The 17,441-nt window shown below is 70.4% G+C and carries 15 protein-coding genes; 7 read left to right on the top strand and 8 right to left on the bottom strand.

Translation table 11 applies throughout. The annotated features are described in order from the left end of the window. Window positions 1–147 precede the first annotated feature (147 nt). Window positions 148–1,305 carry a mechanosensitive ion channel family protein gene (locus D187_RS29570; RefSeq protein WP_020918364.1) on the top strand — a complete coding sequence of 386 codons (1,158 nt, stop codon included), beginning with the start codon at window positions 148–150 and terminating at the stop codon, window positions 1,303–1,305. 87 nt (window positions 1,306–1,392) lie between these two features. Here D187_RS29570 and D187_RS29565 read toward each other — a convergent pair whose 3' ends face one another. From D187_RS29565 to D187_RS29545, 5 genes are read right to left on the bottom strand one after another with little or no spacing between them, the layout of a single operon-like run. Then, window positions 1,393–2,646 (bottom strand): hydroxymethylglutaryl-CoA synthase family protein, encoded by a 1,254-nt coding sequence (locus tag D187_RS29565; protein ID WP_002643412.1) that lies wholly within the window; start codon window positions 2,644–2,646, stop codon window positions 1,393–1,395. Between the two features lie 27 nt (window positions 2,647–2,673). Beyond that, window positions 2,674–3,714 carry an alcohol dehydrogenase catalytic domain-containing protein gene (locus D187_RS29560; protein ID WP_002643411.1) on the bottom strand — a complete coding sequence of 347 codons (1,041 nt, stop codon included), beginning with the start codon at window positions 3,712–3,714 and terminating at the stop codon, window positions 2,674–2,676. A gap of 30 nt (window positions 3,715–3,744) precedes the next feature. Then, window positions 3,745–4,479 (bottom strand): CoA-transferase subunit beta, encoded by a 735-nt coding sequence (locus tag D187_RS29555; protein ID WP_002643410.1) that lies wholly within the window; start codon window positions 4,477–4,479, stop codon window positions 3,745–3,747. Then, complete coding sequence (locus D187_RS29550; protein ID WP_002643409.1) at window positions 4,476–5,276, bottom strand: CoA transferase subunit A; 801 nt, start codon at window positions 5,274–5,276, stop codon at window positions 4,476–4,478. Before D187_RS29550 ends, D187_RS29555 begins: the two co-directional genes overlap by 4 nt. Then, window positions 5,273–5,947 carry a TetR/AcrR family transcriptional regulator gene (locus D187_RS29545; protein WP_002643408.1) on the bottom strand — a complete coding sequence of 225 codons (675 nt, stop codon included), beginning with the start codon at window positions 5,945–5,947 and terminating at the stop codon, window positions 5,273–5,275. The genes D187_RS29550 and D187_RS29545 overlap by 4 nt, the downstream gene beginning before the upstream one ends. A 310-nt stretch (window positions 5,948–6,257) precedes the next feature. Between D187_RS29545 and D187_RS50555 the strand changes: the two genes are divergently transcribed. Next, window positions 6,258–8,714 (top strand): hybrid sensor histidine kinase/response regulator, encoded by a 2,457-nt coding sequence (locus D187_RS50555; RefSeq protein WP_162159710.1) that lies wholly within the window; start codon window positions 6,258–6,260, stop codon window positions 8,712–8,714. A 12-nt stretch (window positions 8,715–8,726) separates the two neighbouring features. Here the strand turns inward: D187_RS50555 and moaC are convergent, their stop codons facing one another. Genes moaC through trxB form a run of 3 tightly spaced genes read right to left on the bottom strand, consistent with a single transcriptional unit; the run spans window position 8,727 to window position 11,327 of the window. Next, window positions 8,727–9,170, bottom strand: coding sequence for a cyclic pyranopterin monophosphate synthase MoaC (gene moaC, locus D187_RS29535; RefSeq protein WP_002643406.1), 444 nt, complete (start codon window positions 9,168–9,170; stop codon window positions 8,727–8,729). After that, window positions 9,167–10,360 carry a trans-sulfuration enzyme family protein gene (locus D187_RS29530; protein ID WP_002643405.1) on the bottom strand — a complete coding sequence of 398 codons (1,194 nt, stop codon included), beginning with the start codon at window positions 10,358–10,360 and terminating at the stop codon, window positions 9,167–9,169. Before D187_RS29530 ends, moaC begins: the two co-directional genes overlap by 4 nt. Before the next feature lie 7 nt (window positions 10,361–10,367). Continuing rightward, window positions 10,368–11,327 (bottom strand): thioredoxin-disulfide reductase, encoded by a 960-nt coding sequence (gene trxB, locus D187_RS29525; protein ID WP_002643404.1) that lies wholly within the window; start codon window positions 11,325–11,327, stop codon window positions 10,368–10,370. Between the two features lie 83 nt (window positions 11,328–11,410). Between trxB and D187_RS29520 the strand changes: the two genes are divergently transcribed. The 5 genes from D187_RS29520 (at window position 11,411) to D187_RS29500 (ending at window position 17,414) form a co-directional block, all read left to right on the top strand. Beyond that, window positions 11,411–11,869, top strand: coding sequence for a cyclic nucleotide-binding domain-containing protein (locus D187_RS29520; RefSeq protein ID WP_002643403.1), 459 nt, complete (start codon window positions 11,411–11,413; stop codon window positions 11,867–11,869). Window positions 11,870–11,959: 90 nt separating this feature from the next. Beyond that, the gene (locus D187_RS29515; RefSeq protein WP_002643402.1) at window positions 11,960–12,337 is read left to right on the top strand and encodes a response regulator; all 378 of its coding nucleotides are present in this window, start codon (window positions 11,960–11,962) and stop codon (window positions 12,335–12,337) included. 34 nt (window positions 12,338–12,371) lie between these two features. Then, window positions 12,372–15,143 carry an ATP-binding protein gene (locus D187_RS29510; protein WP_002643401.1) on the top strand — a complete coding sequence of 924 codons (2,772 nt, stop codon included), beginning with the start codon at window positions 12,372–12,374 and terminating at the stop codon, window positions 15,141–15,143. Further along, the gene (locus tag D187_RS29505; protein WP_002643400.1) at window positions 15,140–15,823 is read left to right on the top strand and encodes an Hpt domain-containing protein; all 684 of its coding nucleotides are present in this window, start codon (window positions 15,140–15,142) and stop codon (window positions 15,821–15,823) included. The genes D187_RS29510 and D187_RS29505 overlap by 4 nt, the downstream gene beginning before the upstream one ends. Before the next feature lie 406 nt (window positions 15,824–16,229). Next, window positions 16,230–17,414: a heparin lyase I family protein gene (locus D187_RS29500; RefSeq protein ID WP_002643399.1), complete on the top strand. Its 1,185-nt coding sequence runs from the start codon at window positions 16,230–16,232 to the stop codon at window positions 17,412–17,414. Window positions 17,415–17,441 lie beyond the last annotated feature (27 nt).

Raw genomic sequence — 17,441 nt, 5'->3', positions numbered from 1 at the left:
TCCGCGCGGAAGTCGCGAGCCGGCCCGGCAGGTGAGCATCAGACTGGGAAGTGAATGCGACCGCCCAGGCCCCAGACCACCCGGCGCCTCCCGCGCCGTCCTCCTCGAAGAAGGCCCCGCCTCGGAGGAGCGGCGTCGCGCCGCGCCATGGCACCCGTGCAGCACGCCCGCTCGCAGCTGCGCGCCTTCCGCAAGGCCTCGATCCTCGCGGTGGCGCTCACGAGCCTGCTGCTGCTGGTAGTGGGGCCCCCCGACGAGGCACTCGCGCGGGATGCCGAAGTCACCACCCCCGCGGAGGCGCCCCCGGAGCCGGCGCGCCAGGTGCAACCCCAGGAGGTGGCACGCGAGGCGAGCGCCGAGGCGGAGCGGACGGTGCTCGGGCTGCGCCAGGGTTTGCTCAATGCGCTCCCCAAGCTCACCGTGGTGCTGGGCACCCTGCTGCTCTCCTGGCTGGTGGCGCGAGGGCTCCGGGCCCTGCTGCACGCGGTGCTGGGGCGCTGGGCGTGGGCGGATGCCAGCACGGCGCTGGTGAGCATCTGCGTGTGGCTGCTGGGCACCGGCATCGCGGTGAGCGTGCTGGCGGGGGACATCCGCGCGATGCTCGGCTCGGTGGGGCTGGTGGGCCTCGCGCTCTCCTGGGCACTGCAGACGCCCATCGAGAGCTTCACCGGGTGGCTGCTCAACTCCTTCCAGGGCTATTACCGGGTGGGGGACCGCGTCCAGGTGGGAGATGTCTTCGGAGACGTCTACGCCATCGACTTCCTCTCCACCACGGTGTGGGAGCTGGGCAGCGCGGAGCGGCCCGGCGCCGTGCATGCCGAGCAGCCCACGGGCCGGCTCATCACCTTCCCCAACAACGAGGTGCTCACGGGCAGCGTCGTCAACCTCACCCGGGACTTCCCTTATGTCTGGGACGAGCTCCTCGTGCCGGTGGCCAACGAGTCGGACCTGCGCTACGCGCTGGAGCTGCTGCGGGGGCTGGCCGTCGAGGTGGTGGGCGCGGACATGGCCGGCCCCGCCCGCGAGTACGAGACGCTGCTGCGCAAGGCCCGGCTGGAGACGAGTGTGGCGGACACGCCCGAGGTCTATGTCTCCCTCGCGGACTCCTGGACGAACGTCACCATCCGCTATCTCGTCCACGCGAGGCAGCGCCGCAAGTGGAAGAGCCTGCTGGCCGAGCGGGTGATGGTGGAACTCAACCAGCCAGCCCACACCGGCCGCATCATCCCTGTACTGCCCCGCCAGCAGCTCCAGTTTCTCGGTGCCGACGGGCGGCCCACGGACGCACCGTTCAGGCGCACCTGAGCACGAGCCGGCGGGACGACCCGGCTCGAGCCCCACTGCCACACGCCGCGAGGCCGATGCGCTGGACGCGGCGTGCGGGCCAGCCCGCTAGCCCGCGGAGTAGACGCGACGGTGGTCGCGGATCTCCTTGAGGCGGAACTCGCCCGGCGCCGGGGTGATCGCCTCGGGCGCCTCGTAGGGCAGGTTCATGATGCGCTCGTACTCCGCCACGGAGACGCGCTCGCGGCGGGCGAGCACGCCCTCCACGTCCGCCTTGGCCATGCGCTCGGCGGCGTTGGCGCCCACCACCGCGGAGTAGAACTCCGAGCAGCTGCCGCTGCCGTAGGACAGCAGGCCCACGCGCTTGCCCGCGAGCGCCGTGCCCTCGGAGTGCAGCAGGCCCGCGAGCGCCAGGTACATGGACGCGGTGTACACGTTGCCCACCCGGGCGTTGAGCGTCAGCGACGAGGCCACCTGGGCGTCGTAGCTGGCGCTGGACTTGGCCGCCGCCTCGCGCGCCTCCGGGGTGAGCTCACGGCCGCTCGCCGAGTCCTCGAGGTCCACCTGACGCAGCTGGGTGTGGGCCTTGCGCGCCATCTTGCAGAAGGGCACGTGGTAGATGATGCGCGCGAGCTGCTCGCTCGGCAGCGTGTCGCCCCAGCGCACCACCTCGTGCGCCAGCGCGCGCTCGCGCCAGCCGCGGTACGCGCCCGAGAGCGCGTCCAGGTAGCAGTTGATGGAGTAGTGCCCGTCCACCACCGCCTCGCGACGGCCGAGCGGACGCCAGAAGTCATACACGTCCACCGTGCACACGCCGTTGAGGCCGATGTCGAGCGCGAGCAGGTCCGGCTGCTCGGAGACGAGCAGCGCCACGGCGCCCGCGCCCTGCGTGGGCTCGCCGGCGGTGTTGAGCCCGTAGCGGGCGATGTCCGAGCACACCACGATGGCCACGCGGCCGGCGCCCGCGCCCGAGGCGATCCACTCGGCGGCGGCCATCAGGCCCGCGGTGCCGCCGTAGCAGGCGTGCTGGGCGTCGAAGGTGCGCATGGAGCGCGGCAGCTTGAGCAGGCCCTGCACGTGCGAGGCGACGGCCTTGGAGTGGTCCACGCCCGTCTCGGTGCCCACCACCAGCATGCCCACGCGCGACACGTCCACGTTCTGCTGCTGGATGAGCCGGGCGGCGGCCGACGCGGCGAGCGACACCGAGTCCTCACCGGGATCCGCCACCGCCATCTCCTTGGCGCCCAGGCCCGCCGTGTACTTGGCGGGATCCACTCCGCGAGCCTTGGCCAGCTCCTCGATGTCCACGTAGCGGCGGGGCACGGCGATGGCCAGCGCTTCGATTCCAACCTGTTTCTTCATGACGAGTTCCTCGCTCGGGGAGATGGATTACTGCGTGTCTTGGGGAAGGAGCACCAACCGGCCCGCGATCTCGCGGTTCTCCAGTCGGAAGTGGGCTTTGCCGGCATCGGCCAGCGGCACGGTCTCGGACACGAAGGGGCGGATCTTCCCCTCCGCCACGAGCCGCAGCGACTCGTCCAGCTCCTCGCGCGTGGTGGCGTAGGCGCCGATGATCTCCAGCTCCTTGACGATGACGAGGCCCGGGTTGAGGTCCACCTTGCCCGACTCCAGGTTGCCCACCACCACCACGCGGCCACCCGGCGCCATCGCCTTGAGCGTCTGGGCGAAGGTGGCGCTGCCCACGATTTCAATCGCCACGTTGACGCCCTCGCCGCCCGTGCGCTTGCGCGCCTCGGCCGCGAAGTCCAGCCCGCGCGACACGATGACCTCGTCGGCGCCCGCCTCGCGCAGCGCCTGCACCTTGGCCTCGCCGCTCGTCACCGCGATGACGCGCGCGCCGTCCAGCTTCGCCAGCTGCACCGCCGCCAGACCCACGCCGCCGCTGGCGCCCGTGATGAGCACCGTCTCTCCGTCACGCACCCGGGCGCGCGTGCGCACCGTGTGCACCGCCGTGCCCAGCGTGCAGCACACCGTGGCCGCCACCGGCCAGGACAGGTTCGCCGGCACCCGGCCCAGGCCCATCACCGGCGCCGTCATGTACTGCGCGTAGCCGCCGGAGATCTCCTCGCCGAAGAAGCGGTTGTCCTTCTTGCACAGGCTGTTGCGGCCGCTCTTGCACAGCGCGCACTCGCCGCACGACAGCCGCTGCAGCGTGGCCACCCGGTCTCCCACCTTCCATCCCGGCGTGTCCGGCCCCACCTCCACCACCTCGCCCGCCGCCTCGTGGCCGAGCACCGCCGGCACGTGGGTGCGCGGCAGGTTGCCCTTGCGGTTGATGACGTCGTGGTAGCACACACCACAGGCATGCACGCGGATGAGCACCTCGCCACGCCCCGGACGGGGATCCGGCATGGTCTCCAGGCGCAGGTTGCTCGCCGCACCAAACTCACGAAGAACGACAGCCTTCATCCAAGACTCCTGCTGGGAAAAAACGCTGGCTCAAGCCCCCACGAGCTGGTCGCGGTAGCCATGGGAATCGATCGACCGGATCGCCGCGACGGTGCGCGCGTCCGGCAACGGGGTGATGGACAGCCGCTCCTCGGCCTGGAAGGAGAAGCCGGTACGCTCGGAGATCTGCTCGACGCTCGCCCAGGGGTGGCGCGCGAGCAGCCGCGCCCCCGCCGCTCCCAGCTCGAAGACGCCGAGATCCGAGATGAGCCGCACGGGACGGCGATCATCGCGCGTGGTGGCCACCTGCACCTGGGGCACCAGGTTGCGGCGCGACTGCCGGGGCACGAGCAGGATGGGGCGGCGCACCCACTGGCGCAGCGTGGCCGCGCCCGCCACGCCGGGGAACTTGGTGCGCGGCTCGCCGAGCCGTCCCGAGGCCGTCATGTTCGTGCGGCCCAGGCCATCCACCTCGGCGGCGCCGAAGAACACGGTGTCCACCCGCCCCCGGCGCGCATGATCGAAGAGGTCCGGGATGGACACCTCCGCCGAGCGCCCGTCCAGGAAGCGCAGGTCCTCCGACGAGGGGTGCAGCGTGGGCAGGTCCGGATTGAGCGAGCCCACACACGCCAGGTACGTCAGGCGTGGGGCATGCGTGGCGCGCGCCACGGCGATGGCGAGGATGGCCAGCGGCGAGGCCACTCCGGTGGCCACCACGGCGCCGTCCTCGATCTCCCGGGCGAGCAACGACACCACCACTTCGGCGGGAGTCACGTCCGCGCTCATGCCACGCTCCGCTTGCTCAAGAGTTTCTCCAGGAACTCCGCCTCGCGGCCGGACTCGGCCAGGGCGAGGTAGTCCGCCAGCATCGCGTCGTCATGCGGGTAGAGCCCGGCGCACCCGGAGGGCAGCGCGCCCCCGCGCGAGAGCGCCACGCGCTCCACCTGGAAGCCGGGGATCGTCACCCGGGGCAGCCGCGCCACGCGCTCCTCGGCCGTCGCCAGCACCCGCTTCGCCGCGCCCGCCACCAGCACGTCCGTGGTGGGGTCCTCGATGAAGAGGTTGCCCTGCTCGTCCGCCGCCTGGGCGTGGATGAGCGCCACGTCCGGGTAGAAGGCCGGCTCCACCGGAACGGGCTTGCCGGTGAAGGGATCCGTCACCGTGGGCAGCGGCTCGGCGTCGGCCAGCTCGGACACGTCCGCGTCCGGCGCGGGGATGAAGGGCAGGCCCATGGACGCCGCGCGCAGCCGCTGCACCACGCGGTAGCCATCATGCTCGCGCCAGGAGATGCGCCCCTGCTCGATGGCCCGCTTGAGACACGGCAGCGGCCGCACCCTCCCCTGCAGGTGCAGCGCGCCGAAGGGCAGCTCCACCCGGGACAGACAGCCCCCGGCCACCAGGAACTCGGCGGGCAGGGGGTTGGGCAGCGACATCACCTGGAGGTTCTTGCGGCCCTGCGCGATGAGCTCCAGCACCAGCGCCATGGGCGCGCGCCCGAGCATGAAACCACCCGGGGCCAGCCACGCCCCGTCCGGAATGGTGGCCACCAGCTCGGCCACCGTTGCCCAACGACCCGCCTTCATGATGCACCTCCGGAAACGGGCGGGCGCTCGCGGGACAACGGCGAAGGCGCCCCCGGGACCACCCCGGGAGGGGTCACCAGGCCCGTGAAGAGCAGATCCACCATGTCGTCCGCCACCTGGGTGGCCGTCAGCCGCCCCCCGGGTTGGAACCACTTGTAGATCCACAGAATCATGCCCAGGAACGAGAACGCGGCCACGGTGGGCTGCACCGCGCGGATGCGGCCCATGCGCATCGCCTCGGCGAACGAGTCCTCGAGGAAGCGCACGTAGCGCTTCTTGCGCCCATCGATGGAGGCCCGGGCCTCGCCGGTGAGCGTGTTGTGCTCGTGGAGGATGATGATGACCTCCTTGCTGCACCCGCCCGTCACGCCCGTCACCAGGTGGATGTTCAGCCGCATGCACTCGCGCAGCCGCTCCACCGGATCCGCCAGGCCCCGCACCTTCTCGAGCACCTCCTGCTCGAAGGCGCTCATGCCGTAGCTCATGACGTCCGAGAGCAGCTGCTCCTTGTTCTGCACGTGGTGGTAGAGCCCCGCCTTCGTCATGTGACACGCCGCGGCGATCTCCTGCATCGACGTGCCTTCGTAGCCGCGCTCGCAGATGAGCCGGGCCGCCGTCTCCAGGATGGCCTGGTAGCGCTCGCCGTCCTCCTGCTTCCGACCCGAATGCATCGCGTGTCCGCTCCCTGGTTTCCCGTCCGCCATGCCGCTCTCAACCACCTACCGACCGGTCGGTAATTCCCACGGGTGAACATTCAGCGTCAAGGGAGAAAGGGAGTTCAGGTTGAAAGATACAGTATTTCTGTATGTGTCTGGAAAAGGGAGGCTTCACAGGGGGTCGGTCGGGCACGTCCTGGCGCGGCGCGGCGCGACTTGACGGCCTATACGGGGAGTACGCGACCATCTCGAATTGATGGATGCGACCGGACACGACACGGGCGGCCTCGACCCATCCACTGCATGGCTCGTGAACGGGGGCGAGATGGGGGAGCGAATCCGCGCCAAGGATTGGTCGGAGACTCCTCTGGGCCCCCTTGGGTCGTGGCCCGCCTGCCTGCGCACGGTGGTGTCCCTGTGCGTGGCCTCGCCCTTCCCCATCCTCATCGCCTGGGGGCCCCGGCGGGTGATGCTCTTCAACGATGGCTGCCGCGCGCTCGGCGATGGCCCGCCGCCCCACCTGCTCGGCCAACCCCTCGGTGAGTATTGGGGGGCGAGCTGGGAGGAGCTGCGCGGCCATTACGACAAGGCCTTCGCGAGCCAGCCGGTCATCCTCGAGAATCAACCCTTGTTCCGCGACCGCGGCGGCCGCCTCGCGGAGACGTTCTTGTCGGGAGCCTTCAGCCCGATCCGCGATGAGCGCGGAGAGGTGGTGGGGGTGTGGAACCCCCTCACCGAGACCACCCGGCAGGTGCTGCACGCGCGCCGGACACGCGCGCTGCGCGACGTGGCCATGGCCATGGCCAATGCCCAGACACTCCCGGAAGTCTTCACGCTCGCCGCGCGGACGATCGAGGAGTACGCACACGATCTCCCCTTCACCCTCTTCTACGTCCGGGGCGCCCGGGGAAGCACGCCGCGGCTGGTGGGCGGCACGGGCCTCCCGCCTGGCACGGCGGCGAGTCCCCCCCTCCTCTTCTCCCAGGGGGACACCGCCAGCGGATGGCCACTCGAGGAGGTGATGCGGGCGCGCCGGCCCGTCCAGATCGGACACCTCGAGGAGCGCTTCGGTCCACTGCGCTGTGGACCGTATCCGGAATCACCCCGGGAGGCGGTGGCGCTCCCCATCTTCCTGCCAGGAGAGGAAGAGCCCACCGCGCTCCTGCTGGCCGGGGTGAGCGCACGTCTGGCGTTGGACGAGCCCTACCTCGAATTCCACCGCCTGCTGGCCAGCGCGGTGACCACCGCCGCCATCCAGAGTCAAGCCCGGGCCGACTGGGTGAGGTCACGGTGGAGGGAGGAACAACGCGCGGCCGAGCTGGAGGCGGTCATCCAGAGCATCCCCGACGGGGTCTGCATCGCCGACGCCTCCGGCCACATCCGCGCCAATCGGATCGATCCGGCGATCCTCGGCTCCAGCGGCATCGAGGACGCGCTCCAGCGGGCCCTGCGCGGAGAATCATCGACCCGCGAGGTGTACCTGGCCCAGAGCGGCACCGAGAAGCAGCGGGTCATCCGCTCGGCCACCGCGCCCGTCCGGCTGCGCGAGAGCATCGTCGGCGCGGTGAGCATCAACGTGGACATCACCGAGCGCAAGCGCGCCGAGGCGGAACGGGAAGTCCTGCTGGCCAACGAGCAGGCGGCCCGGAGCGAGGCCGAGCGCGCCAACCGGAAGAAGGACGAGTTCCTCGCCCGGGTCTCGCATGAGCTGGCCACCCCGCTGGTGGGAATGCGGCTGTGGCTGGAGCTGCTCCAGACGGACGAGCGCCGACGCACGGAGGCGGTCGCCGCGCTGACGCAATGCACGCAGACCCTGTCGCGGATCGTCCACGATCTGCTGGACACGGCGCGGGCCCTCTCCGGCAAGCTGAGCGTGATGCTTGAGGCCTGCGAGCCCGGCGAGCCCATCCAGGCCGCGGTCGCCGACCTCACGCCCCTGGCCCGGCAGAAGGGCCTGACGCTCGAGATGGTCCTCCAGGAGACGCCCCTGGTGCAGGCGGACCCGAGGCGGATGCGGCAGGTGGTGTCCAACCTGCTGTCCAACGCCGTGAAGTTCACCCCACCCGGAGGAAAGGTGGAAGTCCGCCTGGAGCCGGAGCGCGGAGGGGTCTGCATCGTCGTCCAGGACACGGGCAGGGGCTTCCCGTCCGAGTTCCAGCCGTTGCTCTTCTCGCCCTTCCGTCAGGAAGAGGAGGGCACGACGCGCGCCAACGGCGGACTGGGCCTGGGGCTCGCCATCGTGCGGCAGTTGGTGGAGTTGCAGGGCGGCACGGTGTGGGCGGAGAGCCCGGGCCGGGGCCAGGGCGCGCTCTTCACCGTGTGGCTGCCCGCGCACGAGGACACCGGCGAGCCCCCTCGCGCCGAGAACACGAGCGCCATCGCGCTCCAGCTCGAGGGCCTCCGGCTGCTGCTGGTGGAGGACGACGCGCTCACGCGCACGGCGGTGGCGTCGATCCTCGAACACCATGGCGCGCGCGTGGAGGCGGTGGGGAGCGTGGCCAGCGCGCTCTCCATCCTGGACGGCACCAGCGGGTTCGACGCGCTGGTGTGCGACATCGCCATGCCCCGGGAGGACGGCTACAGCCTCATCCGCAAGGTGCGCGCGATGAGCGGACCCATCAGCCAGGTGCCCGCCGCCGCGTTCACCGCCCACATGCGCGAGGAGGATCGCCTCCAGGTGCTCGAGGCGGGGTTCCAGATGCACATCCCCAAGTCCCTCGAGCCCGACCAACTCATCGCCCAGCTCAGGACCCTGGTGGGCGAGCGGCCCGCGAAGTCCTGAGCCGCGCGGGGCCTACGCGCCCTGGCCCCGATCCCACGTCCCGGAGCGGCCCCCGGCCTTGTGATCCAACTGGACGCGCTCGAGCACCATGCCCCGGTCCACGCTCTTGCACATGTCGTAGACGGTGAGGGCCGCCGCGCACGCCGCGGTGAGCGCCTCCATCTCCACGCCGGTTCTGTCCACCGTGCGCACCGTCACGCGGAACTCCAGCCCGTCCTCCACTGGGGTCAGCTCCACCTCCACGCCCGACAGGGCGATGGGGTGACACAGCGGGATGACATCCGGCGTGCGCTTGGCCGCCATCACCCCGGCGAGCCGCGCGGCGGCCAGCACATCCCCCTTCTCCACCTTGCCCTGGAGGATGCGCTCGAGCGTCGCCGGCAGCATGCGCAACCGCGCGGTGGCCACCGCCACCCGCTCCGTCTTCTCCTTGCCTCCCACATCCACCATCTTCACCGCTTCACCGCCTCCGACACCGCGGCGATCAAGTCGTCGGCGATGTCATCTGGATCTTCCAACCCCACCGAGACACGGATGAGGCTCTCGCCGATACCGGCCGCCTGCCGCTCCTCGGGAGTCATGCGGCGCGCGCTCGCGCTGGCCGCGTGCATCACCAGCGTGCCCACGTCTCCGAGCGAGGGCGCCGCGCGCGCGAGCTTCACCGCCTCCAGGAAACGGAAGCACTCCGGACGGCCCGCCCCCTGGATGTCGAAGGCCACCATGCCGCCAAAACCTCCGTGCAGGACGCGACGGGCCACCGCGTGATCCGGATGGTCCGGCAGGCCCGGGTAGTGCACGCGCGAGAGGAGCTTGCAGTCGGAGAGCCGCCGGGCCACGTGCGCCGCGTTCTCGGCATGGACCTTCATGCGCACCGGCAGGGTGCGCACCCCGCGCAGGGTGAGCCACGCCTCGAAGGGTCCCAGGACGTCCCCGTTGAGCAGGCGCGCGGAACGCAGGGGCGCGAGCTTCTCGCGGCTGCCGCTCACCGTGCCGCCCAACGCATCGCTGTGCCCGTTGAGCCACTTCGTCGTGGACTGGATGGAGTAGTCCGCCCCCAGCGCGCACGGCCGCTGGCCATGCGGAGACGGGAACGTCGCGTCCACCGCCAGCAACGCGCCCACCTCCCGGCAGGCCCGGGACAGCGCCTCGAGGTCCGGCACGCGCAAGAGCGGGTTGGTGATGCTCTCGGCGAGCACGAGCCGGGGGCGCAGCGCGCGCAGACGCTCGGGCGCGGAGGGCTCCGAGAGCACGAGCGCCTCGATGCGCGCCCCCGCCCGCTCGGCCAGGTTCTTGAAGAGCAGGCGGGTGACGCCATAGCCATCCGCCGGCATCACGAGCGTGTCCCCCGGCCGCAAGCGCTGCGCATCGAAGACGGCACGCAGCGCGGCCATGCCACTGGAGTAGGCCACGCACGCCTCGGTGCCCTCCAGCGCCGCCACCGCCTCCTCCAGGAGCGCCGCGTTGGGCGCGGCGATGCGCGAGTAGACGTAGTCCTTGCCGTCCAGGGCCTCGTCCAGCTCGTCGCTGTTCTCGAAGAAGCTCACCGCGGACATCTGGATGTGCGGCACCACGGGCTGCGACTTGCTGCCCGTGAGCCGCGAGCCCGCGTGGACCGCCACCGTCTGGGGTTTGGTGCTCGTGCTCATGGGGGGCTCAGGCGCCTTCCTCGATGAGCCAGCGCTCCGCGTCGATGGCGGCCATGCAGCCCGAGCCCGCGGCGGTGATGGCCTGGCGGTAGTAGCTGTCCTGCACGTCGCCACAAGCGAACACTCCGGGCAGCGACGTGCGGGTGCTGCCGGGCACCGTCTTGAGGTAGCCCGAGGGGTGCAGCTCCAGCACGCCCTGGAACAGGTTCGTGGTGGGCGTGTGCCCGATGGCCACGAACAGGCCCGTGGCCTCCACCTGCCGCGCGTCGCCCGTCTTGAGGTTGCGCACCACGGCGGCCGTCATTCCGCGCTCGTTGCCCAGCACCTCCTCGACGGCGCTGTCCCACATGAAGGAAATCTTCGGGTTCTTCAGCGCCCGGTCCTGCATCACCTTCGAGGCGCGCAGGGAGTCACGCCGGTGGACGACGGTGACGCTCTTGACGATCTTCGCCAGGTACGTGGCCTCCTCCATGGCGGTGTCGCCACCGCCCACCACCAGCACGTCCTGGTTCTTGAAGAAGGCCCCGTCGCACGTGGCGCACGCGGACACACCCCGGTTCTTGAACTGGTCCTCGCCCTTGACGTGCAGCCACTTGGCGCTCGCCCCGGTGGCGATGATGACGGTCTCCGAGTAACAGCTCTCCGACTCGCCCTGGATGAAGAAGGGGCGCTTGGACAGGTCCACCTTCACCACGTTCTCCATGTGGATGACGGTGCCAAAGCGCTCGGCCTGCTTCTGGAAATGATCCATCAGCTCCGGCCCGGTGATGCCCGTGGGGAAACCCGGATAGTTCTCCACCTCGGTGGTGACCATGAGCTGGCCGCCGGGCACGCGCTGCGCGTCCTCGAGCGTGGGTCCACCGGCGAACATGACCGGCTGCAGATTGGCGCGCGCGGCATAGATGGCCGCGGTGTAGCCCGCGGGCCCCGAGCCGATGATGGTCACCTTGTTGATCTTCTCCGCCACGGGTCGTCGCTCCTGTTTCTCGAAGGGAAAGGGGTTGCCACCGTACCAGAGCCCCTCCGGTCATGGTACGAAGCTGCGACACCATGGATGCCTTGCTCCTCAAGAAGGTTGCGCTCTTCGAGGGCCTCACCCACAGTCAACTCCACCGGGTGGCGACGATCGCCCGGCCCCGAGGCTACGAAGCGGGCGCCTGTCTGTTCCGGGAGGGGGAGGTGGGCAAGGAGATGTTCATCCTCCTGGAGGGCAAGGTGCGCATCTCCCAGCAGGTGCCCGGCATGGGCGAGGAGGCGCTCGCCATCCTGGAAAAGGGCCAGTACTTCGGGGAGATGTCGGTCATCGAGGACATTCCCCGCTCGGCCGACGCGTTCGCCCATACCGCGTGTACGCTGTGGGTCATTGAACGTGAGCAGCTGGATCAGCTGATGTTCACGGACAAGGATCTGGCGTATGTCCTGTTGTGGAGCTTCGTCCGGACCCTGTCCGTGCGGCTGCGAGAGTCGAACGAGAAGATGAAGACGTTCCTGGCGCTCTCGCGGTTCTGAAGCACGGGGGGAGGCCAGCCACCCACCAGGGCCCCGGCGCATGGCCAGGGCACGCTTGAGCGTTGGCGCCCCCGCGCCCGGAGGTTGCTCATGACGATTCACAAGGTCCTGCTCGTGGATGACGAGGACGACATCCGCACCATCGGCCAGGTGAGCCTGAGCCGCGTGGGCGGCTGGCAGACGGTGCTCGCCTCGTCCGGGGCCGACGCGCTGACCAAGGCCGCCGCCGAGCGGCCCGACCTCATCCTCCTGGACGTGATGATGCCGGGCATGGACGGGCCCACCACCCTCGCCCGGCTCCGGGCCCAGGAGGCCACCGCGACCACGCCCGTCATCTTCATGACGGCGAAGATCCAGAAGCAGGAGGTGGCGCGCTACCTGGAGCTGGGCGCCGTGGGCGTCATCGGCAAGCCCTTCAATCCGCTCACCCTGCCCGCGGACATCAAGAAGCTGTTGCCGCCCACCTGAGCCCGCCGTCCTCCGCGCGATGAAACTTCCCGCCGTGAGAGCCCGCTTCGCCCAGCGCACCCTGCTCGCCACGGGGGCCCTCGCGCTCCTGTGCATCGTCTTCGCGCTGGGCCGTCCCCTCGCCTCCACCGAGTACGATCAATACCGCCTCCGGCTGCGCCAGCTCCGGGTGGAGAGCAACGCGCTGGAGCGAGACCTGCTCCAGTTCCACCTGGGCCTGTCGGACACGGCGGACAGCCCACCGGAGTCCTTCGCCAGGCTGCGGAGCGAGGCGGAGGAGCTGCGGCGCTTCCCGCCCCAGTGGCGGGCCGAGGAGCAGCGGAAGTTGAGCACCGCGCTGGACGGCTACGTGCGCGCGCTGGTGGACGAGGAGCTGCTGCACACACGTCTGCGGCAGCTCGAGCGGCGCCGCGACGAACTCCAGACGAACCTGGAGCGGACGTCCTCCGAGCTCGTCACCAGGCAGCCGCCCGGAGAGCCCCGCGAGCGGGTCCGGCTGCTCACGCGAGCCATCCGTGGCGGCGCGGAGGACGGTGACCTGCCCCACCTGGAGGACACACTCGCCGCCCTCGCGAGGGAGCTGACCGGCCAGCCCGACACGGAGGCAACGCGCGCGAAGCTGGAAGCGGAGGCCCGGGGTCTGCTCGCCCGGGCGAAGGAGGTCCGGGAGACGCTCCAGCTCCTGGTGGAACGCGCCGCCAGTCCCGCGGCCGATCAGATCATCAGCACCTACTTCCAGGTGCACGAGCAGGCGCAGGCGCGCGCCGAGCGCTTCCGCATCGTCCTCTTCGTCCTCACCCTGCTGCTCTCCGCCTTCGTGCTGCGGGTGCTCTGGCGCCTCACCCGCGCGGGCGAGGCGCTCGACACCCTCAACGCGGAGCTGGAGCGGCGGGTGGAGGAGCGCACCGCGGCGCTGTCCACCGCCAACGCGGAGCTGCGCGAGAGCGAGGCGCGCAAGGCGGCCATCCTGGAGAGCGCCCTCGACGGCATCATCACCCTGGACGAGGCGGGCCGCATCCTGGACTTCAACCCCGCCGCGGAGCACATCTTCCGACTGCGCGGCGCCGAGGCCCTGGGCCGCGACTTCCGCTCGCTCGTGCTGTCCGCGTCGGTGAGGCCCGAGCAGCACCAGGCGGTGACGCGGGCCCTGCGCGCCGACGCCGTGGCGGGCCAGGCCACGCGCCTGGAATTGCCCGCCCTGCGCACCGACGGCTCCAGCTTTCCCGCCGAGCTCACGCTCCTGCGGGTGCGCAGCGAGGGCCCCCCGCGCTTCACCACCTACGTGCGCGACATCACCGAGCGCCAGGAGGTGGAGCGGCTGAAGAACGAGTTCGTCTCCACGGTGAGCCACGAGCTGCGCACGCCCCTCACCTCCATCCGCGGCTCGCTGGGCCTGCTGGATGGCGGCATCCTCGGGGAGCTTCCCGCGGCCGCGCGGGACATGGTGCGCATCGCCTGCTCCAACACCGAGCGCCTCATCCGCCTCATCAACGACATCCTCGACCTGGAGAAGATGGAGTCCGGCATGCTGGAGCTCAAGCTCCAGCCGGTGGAGAGCGCCGAGGTCATCGAGACCACCTTCAGCGGCGTGCAGGCCATGGCGGATGGCGCGCGCGTGCGCCTGCGCCACCAGGTCATCGGCGCCGGCACGGTGCGGGCGGACCGGGATCGGCTCATCCAGGTGCTCACCAACCTCGTCTCCAACGCCATCAAGTTCTCCCCCGTGGACGGCGAGGTGGAGGTGACAGCCGCCCAGGACGCCCGGGGCCAGGTGCGCTTCACCGTGAAGGACCAGGGGCCCGGCATCCCCCCGGACAAGCGCGACCGGCTCTTCGGCAAGTTCCAGCAGATCGACAGCTCGGACTCGCGCACCAAGGGCGGCACCGGCCTGGGCCTGGCCATCTCCCAGGCCATCGTCGAGCAGCACGGCGGCCACATCGAGGTCCACGGCGAGCCGGGCGAGGGCGCCACCTTCTGCTTCGCGCTGCCCTCGGCCCGGGCGGGCTCGGGCGTCGTGTCGCGGGTGATGGACGACTCGCGCCACTCCATCCTCGTGGTCACCACGGACGGGGAGCTGTCCGGCCGCATGCGCGGCCTGCTCACCCACGAGGGCTACCGCGTGCTGCGCACCCCCTCGCTGGAGGAGGCCGAGCGGCTCATCGAGGTGGGCGCGCCGGACGCGCTGGTGGTGGATCCCCGGCACACCGAGGGCCGGGAGATCGACTTCGTGCGCCGGCTGCGCGAGCAACCGCACACCCGGGAGCTGCCCATCATCATGCTCACCGAGCAGCACGAGGGCTCCGTCCAGCCCCTGCTGGTGGACTGGATGCTCAAGCCCTTCGACGAGGCGAGCTTCCTGCGCACGGTGCGCTACGCGGTGCGCCAGCCCGGCCAGGCGCGCGTGCTGCTCGTGGATGACGACGTGACCACGCGCCAGGTGCTGCGCACCCAGTTGGAGCGGCTCGGCGCCGTCTGCTACGAGGCCCAGGATGGAGAGGACGCGGTGGCGCTCGCGCGCGCCACCCCGCCGGATCTCATCGTCCTGGACGTGGGCCTGCCCCGAATGGACGGCTTCGAGGTGGTGGACATCCTGCGCCAGGGCAAGGGCCGCGGCACGCCCCTCATCGTCTTCACCGGCAGGGACTTGTCCTCGGTGGACGAGCACCAGCTCACGCTCGGCCATACCCGCCACCACATCAAGACGCGCACCACCGAGGAGGCCCTGATGACCTCGGTGCGGGAGTTGCTCAACGGACTGCTGGCCCCGCACGAGGGCGGCCGCGGGCCCCACCAGGAGGCGTCATGATTCGCCGCAAGCTCCTCTTGCTGGAGGACGGCGGGCAGCCCTGCTCGCCCGTCGCCGCGTACCTGAGCGAGCGCGGCTACCAGGTGGAGACGGCCCTCGGCGTGGCGGAGGCCCGCGCCGCGCTCTCGCTCGAGCGGGTGGACGCCGTCATCGTGGACCGGCTGCCCCCGGGAATGAGCGACACGGCGCTCATCCAGGAGCTGCGCCGCGCGGATCCCCACCTGCCCGTCCTCTTCGCCTCCTCCTTCCCGAAGGACCTGCGCGCCCACGCCCCCACGCCCCAGGAGCTCGTCGACTGGGTGGAGAAGGCCGTGGTGCCCCGCCCTCCCCCACCGCCCGCACGCTCCCTGCTGGACAACGCCGAGGACGCGGACATGGCGGCCATGCTGGCGGCCCTGAAAGCCGAGTACCTGGAGCGCCTGGGCGACAAGGTGCGTGAGCTGTCGGACGCGGTGCTGCGGGCCCGGACCGGTCAGGCCCCGGACCTGGAGGAAGTGTCCTCGCTCGCCCACAGGCTGTACGGCACCGCCGGCTCCTACGGCTTCCACGCGGTGAGCACCGCCGCGGGGCGCATGGAGTTCCTCCTGGAGTCCGCCCGGACGCGAGGGACGGCCCCCGACTGGAACGCCGTGCAGGAGTCGCTGCGGGAGCTCTCCCGGCTCTCCGGGGGCGAGGGCTGATCCCCCCCCGCGCGGCCCGCAATCCCTTTCAGTCCTCCGTGACGAATGAATGCCGGTGAAAATCCATGCACCGCGCGGCGCGGACGTCTGCCCATGGAATTGGAACTCTCCCATTACAATGGAATACCCAACTCCTGGCCGTCTGGCAGACAGGCAGGCAAGCGATTTCCGTGTTGAATAGAGAATATCTTTGAGAGATGCTGAGAACGCGCGAAATCCCAGGCGTCCCCACGCCGGCGTTACTCAGGAGCACACGAGAACGATTCCATTCCTTCTCTCCCGCACGCCAGGAGCCCCACGGCTTCCCGGGCTTGACGGGAGGGGCGCGTCCCGCCGTCCCCCCACCCGTCCGCGGGTGAAAAGCCTCGCACCGTCTGTCTTTGCCCCGCCCCCAGGAAGCCTCTCCGTGAACAGAACACTGCTGCTGGCAGATCTATTGCTTGTCATCGCCGTCTCCGCGTGCGGCACACCCAATACCTCTGACACCGAAGGCCTACCTGACAGCCATGTCGCGGATGCCTCCACGACCCTGGTCGTGCAGAACTGCACCCCCCTCACGGCCCAGTCGGTGCTGGCCAGCGGCAACGATGGCAATGGGCCGCAGAACACGATGGATGACCAACTCGGCACGCGCTGGAGCAACCTCGGCAAGGGCTCGTGGATCGACTACGATCTGGGCTCGCTCAAGAGCATGCAGGGCGTGGCCATCGCGTGGCACGAGGGCAACCTGCGCGCCAATACCTTCACGATCTCCGTCTCCCCGGACGGGATGAGCTACACGCCGGTCTACTCGGGCACGAGCACCGGCACGACGACGGCGGCGGAGACGTACACCTTCAGCGCGCTGACCTCGCGCCGCCTGCGCATCACCTTCCAGGGCAACTCGCTCAACGAGTGGGCGAGCATCGCCGAGGCGCGCGTGTGCGCCGGCCCGGTCACCGCCTCGGGCGTGGTGTGGAAGGCGGACTTCGAGACGAAGGATCGCTCGCAGTGGGACAGCGAGCAGATGGTGAGCGCGGACCGGCTGGCGGTGGTGACCTCGCCCGTGCGCCAGGGCAGCTACGCCCTCAAGGCCACCGTGAAGCAGGGCGATGATCCCATCAACTCCAGCGGCAACCGCAACGAGCTGATCCAGATGACGAACGAGCCCTCGGGCTCGGAGTACTACTACCGGTGGAGCACGATGTTCGCCACGGACTTCCCGAGCGCCAAGACGTGGCAGCTCTTCACCCAGTGGCACCACAGCGGCAGCAGCGGCTCGCCCCCCGTGGAGTTCTACGTGTACGGCGAGGAGGTGCGGCTGAACATCGGCGGCAGCCCGGGCGTCATCGTCTGGAAGACGCCGCTGGTGCGCGGCAAGTGGCACGACTTCATCTTCCACGTGAAGTGGTCCGCCAGCGCCAGCGTGGGCTTCGTCGAGCTGTACTACGACGGCCAGCTCGTGCTGCCCAAGCGCTACATCGCCACCCAGTTCTCCGGGCAGGTCAACTACCTGAAGGTGGGGCTGTACCGCAGCGACACCGTCGCGCCCACCGGCGTCGTCTACCATGACAACTGGATGATGGCCCGCGGCCTCCAGGACGTGCTCTAGTCGCCACCACGATGGACGAGCAGCGCG

The sequence above is a fragment of the Cystobacter fuscus DSM 2262 genome, from assembly GCF_000335475.2.
Classification (GTDB): domain Bacteria; phylum Myxococcota; class Myxococcia; order Myxococcales; family Myxococcaceae; genus Cystobacter; species Cystobacter fuscus.
This window is presented reverse-complemented; position numbering and strand designations above follow the sequence as displayed.

Bases quoted from the DNA above. Each gene is read 5' to 3' on its own strand.
- D187_RS29550 (WP_002643409.1), bottom strand. From the start codon at position 5,276: ATGAAGGCGGGTCGTTGGGCAACGGTGGCCGAGCTGGTGGCCACCATT.
- D187_RS29530 (WP_002643405.1), bottom strand. From the start codon at position 10,360: ATGAGCACGAGCACCAAACCCCAGACGGTGGCGGTCCACGCGGGCTCG.
- D187_RS29570 (WP_020918364.1), top strand. From the start codon at position 148: ATGGCACCCGTGCAGCACGCCCGCTCGCAGCTGCGCGCCTTCCGCAAG.
- D187_RS29515 (WP_002643402.1), top strand. From the start codon at position 11,960: ATGACGATTCACAAGGTCCTGCTCGTGGATGACGAGGACGACATCCGC.
- D187_RS29565 (WP_002643412.1), bottom strand. From the start codon at position 2,646: ATGAAGAAACAGGTTGGAATCGAAGCGCTGGCCATCGCCGTGCCCCGC.
- D187_RS29545 (WP_002643408.1), bottom strand. From the start codon at position 5,947: ATGCATTCGGGTCGGAAGCAGGAGGACGGCGAGCGCTACCAGGCCATC.
- D187_RS50555 (WP_162159710.1), top strand. From the start codon at position 6,258: ATGGGGGAGCGAATCCGCGCCAAGGATTGGTCGGAGACTCCTCTGGGC.
- D187_RS29555 (WP_002643410.1), bottom strand. From the start codon at position 4,479: ATGAGCGCGGACGTGACTCCCGCCGAAGTGGTGGTGTCGTTGCTCGCC.
- D187_RS29505 (WP_002643400.1), top strand. From the start codon at position 15,140: ATGATTCGCCGCAAGCTCCTCTTGCTGGAGGACGGCGGGCAGCCCTGC.
- D187_RS29520 (WP_002643403.1), top strand. From the start codon at position 11,411: ATGGATGCCTTGCTCCTCAAGAAGGTTGCGCTCTTCGAGGGCCTCACC.
- D187_RS29560 (WP_002643411.1), bottom strand. From the start codon at position 3,714: ATGAAGGCTGTCGTTCTTCGTGAGTTTGGTGCGGCGAGCAACCTGCGC.